11 protein-coding genes are annotated in these 13,619 nt (G+C 72.0%); 2 read left to right on the forward strand and 9 right to left on the reverse strand.

The window, feature by feature from the left end:
• Positions 1-22: 22 nt before the first annotated feature.
• Positions 23-514 carry a MaoC family dehydratase gene (locus AMK16_RS19375; protein ID WP_073917339.1) on the forward strand — a complete coding sequence of 164 codons (492 nt, stop codon included), beginning with the start codon at positions 23-25 and terminating at the stop codon, positions 512-514.
• A gap of 1 nt (position 515) precedes the next feature.
• On the opposite strand, the gene AMK16_RS19380 is transcribed toward AMK16_RS19375, so the two are convergent.
• The 9 genes from AMK16_RS19380 to AMK16_RS19420 form a co-directional block, all read right to left on the reverse strand.
• Positions 516-1,478, reverse strand: coding sequence for an ornithine cyclodeaminase family protein (locus tag AMK16_RS19380; protein WP_073917342.1), 963 nt, complete (start codon positions 1,476-1,478; stop codon positions 516-518).
• Positions 1,475-2,485 (reverse strand): 4-hydroxy-2-oxovalerate aldolase, encoded by a 1,011-nt coding sequence (gene dmpG / locus AMK16_RS19385; RefSeq protein ID WP_073917344.1) that lies wholly within the window; start codon positions 2,483-2,485, stop codon positions 1,475-1,477. The genes AMK16_RS19380 and dmpG overlap by 4 nt, the downstream gene beginning before the upstream one ends.
• Positions 2,482-3,372, reverse strand: coding sequence for an acetaldehyde dehydrogenase (acetylating) (locus tag AMK16_RS19390; protein ID WP_073917786.1), 891 nt, complete (start codon positions 3,370-3,372; stop codon positions 2,482-2,484). The genes dmpG and AMK16_RS19390 overlap by 4 nt, the downstream gene beginning before the upstream one ends.
• A 130-nt stretch (positions 3,373-3,502) precedes the next feature.
• Positions 3,503-4,396 (reverse strand): HpcH/HpaI aldolase/citrate lyase family protein, encoded by an 894-nt coding sequence (locus tag AMK16_RS19395; RefSeq protein WP_073917346.1) that lies wholly within the window; start codon positions 4,394-4,396, stop codon positions 3,503-3,505.
• Positions 4,393-5,673, reverse strand: a complete 1,281-nt coding sequence (locus tag AMK16_RS19400) for an 8-amino-7-oxononanoate synthase family protein (RefSeq protein WP_073917349.1) — start codon at positions 5,671-5,673, stop codon at positions 4,393-4,395. The genes AMK16_RS19395 and AMK16_RS19400 overlap by 4 nt, the downstream gene beginning before the upstream one ends.
• A complete protein-coding gene (locus tag AMK16_RS19405; protein ID WP_242438793.1) occupies positions 5,670-6,536 on the reverse strand; it encodes a cupin-like domain-containing protein in 867 nt (288 codons plus the stop codon). The genes AMK16_RS19400 and AMK16_RS19405 overlap by 4 nt, the downstream gene beginning before the upstream one ends.
• Positions 6,537-6,552: 16 nt before the next feature.
• The gene (locus AMK16_RS19410; RefSeq protein ID WP_242438794.1) at positions 6,553-7,695 is read right to left on the reverse strand and encodes an MFS transporter; all 1,143 of its coding nucleotides are present in this window, start codon (positions 7,693-7,695) and stop codon (positions 6,553-6,555) included.
• A 513-nt stretch (positions 7,696-8,208) separates the two neighbouring features.
• The gene (locus AMK16_RS19415; RefSeq protein ID WP_199885477.1) at positions 8,209-9,564 is read right to left on the reverse strand and encodes a hypothetical protein; all 1,356 of its coding nucleotides are present in this window, start codon (positions 9,562-9,564) and stop codon (positions 8,209-8,211) included.
• 558 nt (positions 9,565-10,122) lie between these two features.
• Positions 10,123-12,711, reverse strand: coding sequence for an ATP-binding protein (locus tag AMK16_RS19420; protein ID WP_073917352.1), 2,589 nt, complete (start codon positions 12,709-12,711; stop codon positions 10,123-10,125).
• A gap of 417 nt (positions 12,712-13,128) precedes the next feature.
• On the opposite strand from AMK16_RS19420, the gene AMK16_RS36250 reads away from it, so the two are divergent.
• Positions 13,129-13,619 (forward strand): hypothetical protein (locus AMK16_RS36250; protein WP_199885478.1); only part of this gene is annotated, 491 nt, incomplete at its 3' end.

Raw genomic sequence — 13,619 nt, forward strand, 5'->3', positions numbered from 1 at the left:
GCCCCACAGGGGAGAGGGACGCATGACGCTGCGCCACGTCCAGGGCAACGAGTACGTCGAGGAACACGGCGGGGACTACGAGGACTTCGAACCGGGAATGGTGATCCGGCACTGGCCGGGCCGGACCCTCTCCGAGGCCGACAACACCTGGCTGACCCTGCTGACCATGAACCAGCACCCGCTGCACTTCGACCGGCACTACGCGCAGGGCGCCGAACACGGCCGGATCCTCGTGAACAGCGGGATCACCCTCTGCCTGGTCGGCGGCATGACGGTGCAGGCGCTGTCCGCGCGGGCGGTCGCCAACCTCGGCTGGGACAAGGTCCGCCTGAAGGACCCGGTCTTCGTCGGCGACACGCTCTACGCGACGAGCCGGATCCTCGGCAAGCGGCTCTCCGCCTCCCGGCCGGGGCAGGGGATCATCACGGTGGAGACCACCGGCAGCAAGTCGACCGGCGAGACCGTCATCGTCTTCGAGCGGTCCTTCATGGTCCGCTGCCGCGAGAGCGGATGACTCACCCCGCGGCGCTCACGGCCCCGTGCAGCGCCGCGGCGGCGGCCGTGTCCTCGATGGCCAGGCCCACGCTGCGGAACACCGAGGTCCGGCCGTCGGCCGTGACCCCGCCGCCGACCAGGGCGCCCAGCTCGTGCAGCGCCTGCGCGCCGATCAGGCCGCCGGCCATCGCGGCCCTCACCTCACCCGCCTCCCGGGCCGCCGCGGCCCGCTCCTCGACGGTGACGAAGGCGGTCGCCAGGAGCGCCGGGTCGACCTCCAGCGCGTCCTCGTGGGTCCCCCCGATCACATTGACGTGCGCCCCGGGAGCCACCCAGTGCGCCGCCACCAGGGGCGTGCGGCCGCCGGTCGAGGTCGCCGTGCAGATGACCTCGGCGTCGGCCACGGCGTCCCGCACCGTGCGGCACACCGAGACCTTGACCCCCGGCCCCGCGGTGTCGCGGACCCACTGCGCGAAGGACTCGGTACGGGCCGGGGTGCGCGAGAACACCCGGACCGAGCGGACGGCCCGTACCGCGGACACGGACCGCACCAGTGCGCGAGCCTGCACCCCCGCCCCGATGACGGCCAGGTCCCCGGCGTCCTGCGGGGCGCACAGACGGGTCGCCAGGGCCGCGACCGCGCCGGTGCGCACGGCGGTCAGTTCGGCGCCGTCCAGCAGGGCGGTGATCCGCCCCGTCTCCAGGTCCGTCAGGACGACCACGCCGTGGATCAGCGGCAGGCCGCGGTCCGGGTTGCCGGGCGTCAGCGTGGTGATCTTCACGGTGCCCACGCCGCGCCGCTCCCAGACCGCCGCGGCGGACAGCAGCTCCCGGTCCCGGCCGTGCGGGACGATCGTCCGGGACGGGGACCGCGTCCGGCCGGCCGACAGGTCGGCGAGGGCTTCCGCGAGGGCGTCGACCACCCGCAGCAGCCGGTCCGTACCCGCCATGTCTTCGGCGCCGATGGTCCGCGGGCCGGTCATACGGCGGCCTTCCGGGCGTTCAGCTCGGCCACCACGTCGACGATCAGGTCCTCCTGCCCGGCGATGGCCTGGCGCCTGCCGAGCTCGAAGAACACGTCGCGGGGGTCGACGCCGGCCCGCGCGGACAGGTCGAGGACCTGGTGCTTGAAGCCGGAGAACACCCCGGCCAGGCCGCTGACGATGCCCAGCGAGCCGGTGACCGGCGGCGCCGGCATGAGCTCCCGCTCGGCGAACTCGGCGGCGTCGAGCAGTGCGTACAGGTCGATGCCGGTCTCGAAACCGCTGCGTTCCAGCACCGGCACCAGCACCTCCAGCTGGGTGTTGCCCGCCCCGGCGCCGAAACCGCGCGCACAGCCGTCGATGATCCCGGCCCCGGCCTCGGCGGCGGCCACGGAGTTCGCCACGGCCATGCCCAGGTTGTTGTGCCCGTGGAAGATCACCGGCACGTCCACGGCCGCCGCGATCGCGCCGACCCGCTCGGTGACGTCCCTCGGCAGGAAGTGACCCGCGGAGTCCATGATGCCGACCGCCCGCGCCCCGTACCCGACGGCGAGTGCGGCGTGCTCGGCCAGCTGGGCGGGGCTCGCCATGTGGCTCATCATCAGCACGCAGTGCGCTTCGGCGCCCGCCTCCCGCAGCAGGCCGAGGTGGCGCTCGGCCAGCGAGGACTCGGTGCAGTGCACCCCGATGCGGACCACGTCGGCGCCGTGCGCGACGGCCTTGCGCAGGTCCTCGCCCGTCCCCCAGCCCGGCAGCATGAAGACGCCCATCCGGCTGTGGCGCAGGGCTTCCCGCACGGTCGACAGCATCAGGTCGTCGCTGACGGCGGCCCGTCCGACCTGGAGCGAGGAGGCGCCCAGGCCGTTGCCGTGGCCGACCTCCACCACCGGGATCCCGGCCGCGTCGGCCGCCTGCGCGTACCCGCGCAGCGCCGCGACGCCGAGCTGGTGGCGCACGGCGTGCTGGCCGTCGCGCAGCGTCGGATCGTGGATCACCACGGCGCTCATGGGCGCACTCCCGTCCGGGCGGCCGGGCGGAGCCGGGCCGCGTGCTGCTCGGCGACCATGACGGCGGCCGAGTTGATGATGTCGAGGTTGCCGGCGTACCGGGGAAGCACGTCGCTGTCCGCGGTGACCTCCAGGGAGACCACGACCCGCTCGCCGCTCACGTCGCAGGCGACGACCTCGTAGCCGGGCGCGAACTTGCGCACCCGCTCGGCCGCTTCGGCGACGACCGCGCGCACCACGGCGGCTTCGGCGCCCGCCCCGGGCACGATCGCGTGGACGGCCGTGCGGAAGGTGGCCGGCGGTACGGCCGGGCTGATGTTGAGGATCGCCTTGGTATCGGCGACGCCGGAGAAGGCGGACAGGGCGTGCCGGGTCGTCGCGACGTACTCGTCGAGGTTCAGCCGCGTCGCGCGGCCCGCGATGGTGGAGGCCACGGTGGAGACCACCTCGATGTACCGGACCGGGAAGCGTTCGGCGAGCGCGTGCGCGATCGGGGTGGACGCCTGGCCGCCGCAGCTGATCAGGCTGACGTTGCGCTCGGTCGGGGCCTGCGTGCCGGTCAGGGTCGGCACGACCATCTGGCCGACCCTGCTGGGCGTCAGGTCGATCAGCAGGGTCTCCAGCGGCCGCAGCAGCCGCCAGTGCTCGGCGTGCGCCCTCGCGTTGGTCGCGTCGAAGACCACGTCGAAGGGGGCCGGGGCCGCCAGGACCGCCTGGATCCCGTCCGCGCTGGCCGGATAGCCGAGGGCGGCGGCGTACCGCAGGCCCGCCGAGTCCGGATTGCGCCCGGCCACCAGCGCGCAGCGCAGTACGGGAGACCGGTGGACCTTGCTGACCAGGTCCCGGCCGATGGCCCCGGTGCCGATGACGGCGACGGCGGCGGGCAGCGCGGCCCGCGGCGTGGCGCCGGTCCCGTGGGCCGGACGGGACCCGCGGGCCGCGCCGGACGCGCGGGAGGTGCCGGACGTGTCGGCCGGACCGGACGTGCCGGCCGGACCGGACGTGCCGGAAGCACGGTCAGTGATCGTCACGGCCGACCTCCCCGCCCTGGCCGCGCTCCGGGCCGAACCGCCCGGCCCACGCGTCCCCGCGGGCCACCGTGTCGCGGGCCAGCCGGGCGAACGGCGGCCCCACCATGCTGCCGTCCAGGACCGCGACCCCGCCGTCCGCCGCCCGTACGGCCTCGGTGACCCGCCGGGCCTGGCGCAGGTCGTCCGGGCACGGCCGCAGCGCCGCGTTGATCGCCCCCAGCTCCGCCGGGTGCACGGTCGCCTTGCCGTGGAAGCCCAGCTCGCGCGCCCGTCCGATCTCCTCGGCCAGGACCTGTGGTTCGGCGAGCCGGAAATTGGCGGTGTCGATGCAGCCGGCGCCGTGCCGGGCGGCGGCCAGCGCCATCGCCTGCCGGGCCGCGAGCAGCCCCGCCCAGCCGATCTCGATGCCGAGGGTGGCGGCCAGATCGGCGGAGCCGAGGACCAGCCCGTCCGCGGCCGCCGCGATGGCGTCCATGCCGGTGACGGCCTCGACGGTCTCCACGGTCACGTAGATCTCCGGATGCGCCCCCGCCGAGGCGAGGGTGTCGCGCAGCAGCGTCACCTCCACCGCCGACCTCACCATGGTCATCACGACGAAGCCCGGCCGCACCGGGCTCGCGGTGAGCATCACCAGGTCGTGCACCGCCTCGACGGTGCCCAGCCCGTTGACGCGCACGGCCAGGTCCGCGGGCCGCGGCGCCTTCTCCAGTGCCGCCCGGCACACGAGCCGCGCCGCGGCCTTCCCGCCCGGCGGGACGGCGTCCTCCAGGTCGATCAGGTGGACGTCCGCGTCGTAGGACCACGCCTTGACGACCCGGTCCAGGGACAGCGCGGGCGTGTACAGGATGCTGCGGGGCACCGCCCGGGCGGTGCCCGTCATCGCGCCGTCTCCGCCGGCAGCGGGGCGGCCGCGGGGGCGCCCACCTCGGCCAGTACGGCGCACAGCGCGCGGATCTGCTCCCCGCTCTGGCCGGCGCGCATCATGACGCGCAGCCCCGCCGTACCGCGCGCGACGATCGGGAAGAACACCGGGGAGACGTAGAAACCGGCCTCGAAGACCCGGCGGCCCGCCTCGATCACCGTCTCGTCGCTCATCGGCACGAGCCGGATCGGGAAGGTGCTGCCGCTCTGGTCGGTGTGGATCAGCGAGTCGAAGAGCGCGATGTTGGCGTACAGCCGGTTCTGCAGCACGGTCAGTTCGGCGGTCCGGTGGATCTGTGCCGACGCGAGGCCGGCACCGACAGCCGGGGTGTTCAGCAGCTGCGAGTAGTTCAGGGCGCCGCCGAAGCGCTCGATGACGCGCAGGGTCTCCTTCCCGTACCCGTCCAGCACGATTGCCGCGCCGCTGGTGCCGAAGGCCTTGTTCAGGGTCATCACCACGATGGTCCGCTCGTCCAGGACCGGGCTGTGCGAGCGGACGTAGCCGACGCCGCGTTCACCGTAGGCCGACAGGGAGTGGGAGTCGTCGTAGTAGACGAGCAGGCCGTACTTGTCCTGGAGTTCCGCCAGTTCCTTGACGGGCGCGTATCCGCCCAGGCTGTCGCTGCCGTCGCAGACGTAGGCGACGCGGGCGTACTTGCGGCAGGCGTCCTCGATGAAGTCGAGGTCGTGGTGGGGGGAGGTGACGACCTCGGTCTCGTCGGCGCAGACCGGCTTGAGGTTGGCCATCGACACATGGGCGTTCTTGTCGAAGACCATCAGGGGCCGGGTGCCGTTGCCCAGGTGCCCGGAGGCGATCAGCGGGAGCAGCCCGAAGGTCGCGGTGCTGGCGGCGATGGAACACACCACGTGGGCGCCGAACAGCTCGCCCAGGGAGTCCTCCAGCTCCAGCATGGCGGGTATCTGCACCCGGCTGCGGGCTATGCAGTGGTCCAGCACGCCGTAGCGGCGCAGCGCCTCGATGCCGCCCTCGATCACCTTGGGATGGGAGTCGAGGTCCAGGTAGGAGCAGCAGCTGAAGTTGACGAACTCGTGGTCCGCGCCGATGGAATCGTGGCCCGGCGCGGTGCGCAGGACGCCCTGCCCGTGGTGGTAGTCGGCCACGATGCCGGCCAGGCCGCTTCGCTCCGACATGTCCCAGAACTCGTTGCCGATCCCGATCAGCTTGTCGTTGTTGCGGTAGCGGTGGGTGGGCGTGATGGCCTTGCGCTCGGTCATGACGCCGCCTCTGCGGGCTCGTAGTTGTAGACGCCCTTGAGCTTGCGGAAGACGGCCGTGTAGAGGGCCACGCCCAGCACGTAGGGCCTGCGCAGGATCTTCGGATCGCGCAGCCAGAAGTTCATGTTGATGTTCATCTCGTCCAGCGACTCGGCCTGGTGCCACCAGCCCAGCGGCAGGTAGAGCATCTGCCCCGGCTCCAGGATCAGCTCCCGGCGCTGGGCCAGCTTGGACGCGAGCTTCGGGTAGCGCCGCCAGTCCACGTCGTCGAAGTCGAAGACCTGCGACTTGTCGCCGAAGCCCTGCCTGAGGGACCTCGGGTAGTACTCCCGGAAGCCGGGCGGCGCCAGCACGAACCGCTTGCGGCCCTCCAGGGCGATGTTGAAGTTCTCCAGCTCGTCGAAGTGGCTCTGGGTGAACACCCCGCGGTGGCTGATCCACAGGTTCGCCGCGTTCATGGCGTGCCGGTAATCGAAGAGCCGCTCGGCGTCGAAGCCGAGGATCGCGTTGACGTCGGCCGGGCTGTTGCGGAAGTTCGACACGATGCGGTTCCAGGTGCCGGGATCGGACTGGAACCGCTCGTCCTCGAAGAACTCGCGGAGCCGGATCTCCCGGGTCGTCCACCGCTGCGCGTTCTGCTTGTTGCCCGGCTCGGTGAACAGGGTCACCGTCATGTCGCCGAGCCGCTCGGCCACGCCCTTCCTGCCGAGGCCCTCGGTGCCCCGCGGCAGGGTGATGACGACCGGGACGTCGGCCCGGATGAGGGCCTGCGGCCCGAAGGCCGTGAACTCGTCGAACGAGATGCGGGGTACCGGCAGGCCCCCGAGGCCGTCCCGCTGCGTTGCGGGGTGCTTGACGTTCACAATCCGGACCTCATTGTCATTGGTCGAGTGCCGTCATTTCCGGAGCCGGCTCGGTGGCCGCCTCCGGCTTGCCGCCGCGCAGCGCCGACTGCCCCGCGAGGCTCAGTACGAGGGCGAGGAGCCCGCCGCCGACCCCCGCCCAGGCCGCCCACGCCGAACTGCCCAGATCGGCCAGGTGCCCCCCGGCGGCCGTGCCCGAGGCGATGCCGATCGCGCCGGCGCTGGTGAGCCAGGAGAACGCCTCCGACAGCGAACCCTTCGGAGCCAGGGACTCCAGCAGCGTGCTGCCCGCGATCAGCGCGGGCGAGATGGCGATGCCCGCGCCGACGGCGCACAGCGCCATGAGGGGGGTGGAACCGGCGAAGGCCAGCGGGACCGCGCCGAGCGTCAGCAGGCAGGTGGTGAGCGACAGCAGCCGGGCCTGCGACAGCCGCCAGCCGACCGCCCCGTAGACCACCCCGGCGACCAGGCTGCCCACGGCGATCAGTGAGATCAGCACACCGGCGGTGCCCGGCGCCCGCCGCTCCTCGGCGAAGGCGATCATCGTCACGTCGACCGCACCGAACTGGAAGCCCATCCCGGCGTAGGCGATCACCAGCACCCAGACCCCCGGCACCGTGATCGCCCGCCGCGGGACGTGGCCAGGGGCCGGTTCGTACACCGGCTCGGACCTGCGGTGCAGCGCGACGAAGACGGAGCCGGCCACGGTCATCGCCAGGCACACGACCAGACCGGCGGCCGGGTGCACCGCCGATGCCAGCACCGTGACCAGCAGGGGTCCGAGCAGGAAGATCGTGTCGTCCAGCATGGACTCCATGGCGTACGCCGTGCGCAGCGCGCCCCGCTCGGCCATCGTCGCCCACCGCGCCCGCATGAACGAGGTGAAGGACACCGAGGTGCAGCCGGTGGCCACCGCCGCGACGACCATCAGCCACAGCGGGGCCTCCAGCACGATCGCCACCAGCAGCAGCGTCATCCCCACCGCGTGCCCGAGGCACGCGGTGAGCAGCACCCGGCGCTGGCTGAGCCGGTCGGCCAGCCGCCCGTTGACCGGGCTGGCCACCCCCTGCGAGATCAGCATGGCCGCCGCCACCGTCCCCGCGTCCCCCAGCGAGCCGGTGACCGCCGAGACCAGCATCAGGATGCTGATCGCGCGCATTGCGATCGGGAAGCGCCCGACCATCCCCCAGAACGCCAGCGCCGCGGCGCCGGGCTTCCTCAATAACCGGTAATAGGAACCGAGCCCGGAATCGGACCCCGATGCGACCCCCGCCACGATGCTCCTGTCGCTGCAATAAGCACTACCGAGGTCACTGTCCGGACGGAAGTCGTACGGCGCCCACCGCGGCGTGGCCGGGATTCCCCCGTCCGGCCGCGCCCGCCCGCCCGTGCGGACGCCCCCTCCGTCCGTGCGGGACGCCCCGGCCCGCGTCGGCGGCCCGGTCCGGCAGCCGGCACCGTCCGCGCCGAAAAGGGCGTGACGGGGCGCCGTTCGCTTCCCGCTCCTTTGTGAATCGAACGATGTTGAGGCTAGATCTCGCCAGCCCGAGCGTCAACGCCCCTGCCGCACAAGGTGGTTGGACCGCGACCCGGCAGGTGCGCCACCTGCGCGGGAGCCGGGCGCGCCGCCGGCAGCCCGGCGCCGGGTTCGCGTCAGGAGCGGCCGGCGCGCTCACACGGCGACGACGCAGTCGTCGGAGCTGCGGGTCCCGAGGACGCTGACGATGCCCGTGCCGCCGTCCCCGAGGAACCGGGAGAACACCCCGGCCGGCCGCCCACCGAACAGCAGCGGCCCGAGCACCGGGGCGACGTCGGCGTCGTGCGCCTCGTCCGCGCCGTCGGCGATCATCGCCAGCCTGCACGTGCGCGGCTCCACGAAGTCCTGCACCACGCTGGTGCCCGTCGCGGCGGCCGCGGCCACCGCCGCCTCCCACGCGCCCTGCTCCGTCCGGCAGCCGATGACGACCTGCCGGCCGCTCATCCCGAGGCCCTCCTTGAGCACCAGACCCTCCCGGTGGTCCGAGGCGAAGCGGACCAGGTCGACCTTGCTCCCGCCACGGGTCGTCCACCGCTCGGACAGGACCCGCGTCCACGGCAGGTAGGTGTCGACCAGGGCCCGCTCGGCAGCGCTCATCCAGGGCCGCCCTTCCGAGAGCATGCCCATGGTCAGCTTGCTGGACAGGAAGGTGGAGGTCTGGGTGCCGACCAGCAGGCAGCCGTTGTCCAGTGCGGCCTGTACCGGGGCGGTGTCGATGCCGAGTTCGTCCCAGTCCGGGATGGTGAAGTCCCGCAGCCCGATCGGATGGCGCAGGTGGGGCGGGCAGTCCCACGCCTCGTGGAGGTCCTCGGGCTCGAAGAAGCGCGCGGTCAGCCCGTGGCTGTTGAAGTAGTCGATCTGCATGTCGAAGTAGCGGGTGCAATCGCCCTGGTCACGGGCGCTGCCCAGCAGCGCGATGCGGGGCGCGGTCCCCAGCTCCGTGCTCAGGTCCCGGAACATGCGGGTGCGCACGGCGAAGGCGTCGTGGTGGGCGAAGGGCAGCCGGCCCTGCCCGTCGGCGTAGAGCTTGCGCCACACCTCCATGCGGCAGTGCGTCTCCACCGGCCCGCCGAGCGCCCCGCTGACGTTGAACTCCAGGAACCGCGGCCCGTCCGGCCCGATCACGACGTCCGGCCGCACCACGCAGTCCGCGTACCGCTCCTCGGTGAACTGGTCGGCGACGAAGAGCCGGTGCTCGCTCTGCGGCATGCCGTACGCCGCCAGCCGCCCGGCGGTGGTGGCCGCGCTCTCCAGGGCCGTCCGGCGCACCAGGTCGGTCAGGGCCGCGGTCGCGCGGAACAGCTCCGCGTAGGAGGCCCGCGGCAGCACCATCGGCGCCGCCGGCAGCAGCGGCTGGTGCGGATAACCGATGTCGCGGATCTCCTCGCGCAGCATCCCCCGGATCGTGCCGGCCCCCGCGGCGGGCCTCAGCCGCAGCCCCCCGAACCACGGATGCCCCGACGCCGCCGCCCCACCCACGTCCTCCAGCACGCCCGTCCGCCTTCCCCCAGCCAGAAACGTGGAGGCAGACTAACGGACCCCACCACCCCCGCGAACCCCTCACGCCAGACACCCTCGAAACCCAACTCGGCTGCCCGGCAGCACACTTGGCAGTGTCCGGAACGCGCCGGCGGATCAGGCCGAAGGAGGCAGCCCCGTCGTACCGTCGGGGACCGAAGCCGTCGGGCTGCCGGACGCCGACCCCGTATCCGGACGGATGTCGTTCAGGCTGTCCACGACGGTGACGGACGGTGGAGGCGTGGGCGTGGGCACTTGTACGAGCCTGGCGATGTACTCGATGTCACCGCCCCGGAATTCCGCCTTCCACGACGTCCGATAGCACACGACCCGGTCCGGCTCGGATGTCGCCGCATAGCACCGGAGCCCCGACGCGGCAGCCGCGGGTTTCGGTTCCGGTGGCAGGTGGACCGCCTCACTCGCCGATGCGCCCCACACGCCGAGTGCCATGGAGCAGGCAACCGCTGCGGCAAGGCCCGCACAGCGAACGGCTGTTCTCGTCATCTTCATCACCTGGAACGCGATGCCCGGTCAGGGCGGGGAATGGCGGAGCTTGCGGGCGGCTTCGTGGCGGGTGTGGACATCGAGTTTGGTCAGTACCGCACCCACGTGGTGTCCGGCGGTCTTGGGTGTGATGTAGAGGCGGGCCGCGATATCGGCATCCGACAGGCCCTCGTCCAAAAGCTTCAGCACGTCCAGCTCCCGGTTGGTCAGCCCGTACGGATTGGCACGGGTCGCGGCGCGCGGGCCACGCCGAACCGGGCGGATACCGCGCGTACGCATCACGGCGCGGGTGCGTACCACCCCGGGCCGGGCGCCGAGGGCCTCGAAGGTGGTCAGGGCCTGGTGCAGCGCGGGTACGTCGCCGGACAGGCGGGCCACTGCGGCATCGTGCGGGCAGCCGAGCCCGTCCCACCGTGCCGCAGCGCCGGCCCAGTCGCCCGCCAGCTCCCGGGCGTAGGGTCCGGCCGCCGGTACCTGCGGCGGCGTCCCACCGGCGCGCCGGATCCAGCAGGCCAAGGGCCCCGACAGCCAGGGGTGGGTGCGCCCCGCCAACATGGCGAGACCGCGTCGGGCTTCTGCCTGCACCCGCTCGTCGTCGCCGAGCAGCCAAGCCGCCTCGACGTGCGCCTCCCACCCCAGGCCCGTGTCCAGCAGACACTCGGAGTCGACGAGACTCGCCGCCTGCTCCAGCAGCGGCCCCACCTGGGCCTGGCCGCGGCGGGCCTGCACCAGGGCCAGGACGGTCAGGGCCGTGGACCGGGCGACCGGTGGCGAGCCGGGATGGGACAGGACCGCGTGTGCGGCATCGGCAGCCGCGATCCACGAGCCCCGGTGCAACAGACCCCAGCTTCGCCAGGCCCTGGCGCACAGGAGGTAGGACTGCAGGTCGTGATCGAGGCAGTGGGCCTCCGCCCGGCCCGCGACCGCGAGGGTCCGGACCGCGTCACGCTGCAGCGCGGCGAACCAGCACGTGACGAGCGCCAAGGACCCCGCGTCCACCGGTAGATCCTGTGCCAACGCACTGCTCAACGCTTGCTCGCACTCCTCCTGGCGGCCCCCTTCGCACAGCATGCGTACGGCCGCCGCATGGAAGCGCGCCTGAACGAGTACCCCCGCGTCGCCGAAGCGCTCACCCAGAGCGATCGCCTTCCCGGCGCAGGCAGTGACCGCTTCCACCCCCTCGTGCCCGTAGCAGAGCAGCCGGCAGAGGTTCAGGTAGGCGTCGGCCAGCTCCCGGCTCGGCCCCAGCCCTTCGAGCACCCGTACGGCGTCCAGGCCCGTCCGTCCGGCCTCGGCGGCCCGGCCGGCCGGCCACAGCCAGCACGACAGCCAGCGCAGGTCGTCCGCCATGTGCAGCTGCCGGCCCCGGGCCCGGCGCATCGTTACGGCCCTGCGGCGTGAGGAGATCCCCTCGTCCAGCCGGCCGGACAGCAGGCAGGCCCGGGAATGGCCCTCCAGCAGGGACGCCGACTCATCCGGTGGCAGGTGGTCGGCGTACGGCAGGGCGCGGGCGTAGTGGGCGGCAGCTTCCCGGTACGCACCCGACGAAGCGGCATGGGCGGCTGCTGCGGGCGCGTACTCCAACACGGCGGCCACATCCCCGGCACCTGCGGCATGATCGGCCAGCAACGCCAGATCGTCCGCCATGACCGGACCGCACCGCATCACTGCCAGCACCTTCCGGTGCAACCGCAGGCGGCAGGCGGCGGGGACGGCCTCCAGCACCGCCAGCCTGGCCAGCTCCTGGCGGAACTCGGCAGTCTGCCCGTCGGTGCTCATAATTCCGCAGGCCACCGCCTCGTCGAGCAGCTCCTGCGGGACGGGCAGGATGCTGGCCAGCAGCGGCATCGAGACCCGGCGCCCCAGGACGGCCAGTACGTCGACGACCGTCCGCGCGGCGGCCGACAAGCCGGCCAGGCGCCCGGCGACGGCTTCGCGCACCGCGGCCGGGATGGGTTCGCCGGGGGCGGCCAGGACCGCGGTCACGATGAACGGGTTGCCGGCGGAGAGGCGGTGGAGCCGCTCGGCGTCGATGGCGTGTCCGGTGGCGAGGCGGGCCACGGCCCGGCGGCTCAGAGGAGCCAGATCCTCGCGGCACACCCACGGGTAGCCGGCCAGGGTGCCCAGGAGCCCGGTCAGACGGTGGGTGCGGCTGATCTCGTCGTCGCGATAGGTGACCACCACCAGCGCCGGAACGCTCGGCAGCCGCCGCACCAGGTAACGGAGCAGGTCCAGCGTCGCATCGTCGGCCCAGTGGACGTCCTCCACGACCAGCAGGCTGGGACAGGTGCTCAAGTCCGCGAGCAGGCAGTCGAAAACCTCATCGGTACGACAGGTGCCGGCGAGTGCCCCGGACAGGGCGGCGCGCACCCCCCGGCCCAATCGCGGGGCCAAGTCCATCAGCGGGCCCAGGGGTCGGGGCGTGGCCAGGGGGTCACAGGAGCCGACCAGGATCCGGATGTGGGGATCGGCGAGCTGCGTGAGGTGGCGAATGACGGTGGTTTTGCCGATCCCGGCTTCGCCGCGCAAAAGGGTCAGACGGCCGGGACCACTCTCGGTCGCTTGCAGTTGACCGACGAGGGCTTGGAGCACGGCCTCTCGCTCTAGCACGTCCATCACTCGTCAGTCTCCTCCCCTCGCCGGAGCTCCGCAAAAGATCCAGAACGGTCGGGGAAAGGGGGGGCCCGGGGGTGGTGGTGCGCGGGGCCGAGGACGACGTGGGGCGCACATAAAGGAAATGTGGGGTGCGTCGGGGCGGAATCTGGGGTGTTCACCCCATGCGCCTCCGGCTGTCTGAGCGCATCCTGTCGAAGGGACGGCGGAACCAGGTTCTCATCGATTCACGCGCCCGACCGGCCGTGCGCACAGCACGCGTCCGCCCGCGCCTCCCAGAGGGTTTCCGTCGAGTTGTGCGACATGGAGGGGGAAGCGTGGCATGGGCCGTAGCTCTTGAAGGCGAAGTGGGCTGCCGAAGTGGGCTGCCAGTGAAGTGGACTGCAAATCGAGGCAGGATTCATACGGAAAGGAATTTCCATGCTCAATCACTACGCAAAGCGTGCGGCGATGCTGACCGCGTCGGCTGCTCTGGCTATGGGAGGCGCCGCCTTGGTGCCCTCCTCCGCTTTTGCTGCGCCGACGCCTACAGGGGCTCACGCGACGGCTCCGAGTGACGACGGCGGAAACAACAACAACAATAACAATAACAACAACCGCAGGGGCGGAAACAACAACAATAATAACAACAACAACTGCCGCAAGGGTGCGAACAACAAGAACTGCCACAAGGGTGCGAACAACAACAATAACAACAACAACCGCGGAGGAGCGGCGAACAACAACAACAACAATAACAACAACGGTGGGGGAGCCGCGAACAACAACAACAATAACAACAACGGTGGGGGAGCCGCGAACAACAACAACAATAACAACAACGGCGGGGGAGCGGCGAACAACAACAACAATAACAACAACGGCGGGGGAGCGGCGAACAACAACAACAATAACAACAACGGCGGAGGGGC

The organism is Streptomyces sp. CB00455 (assembly GCF_001905445.1).
Taxonomy (GTDB): Bacteria; Actinomycetota; Actinomycetes; order Streptomycetales; family Streptomycetaceae; genus Streptomyces.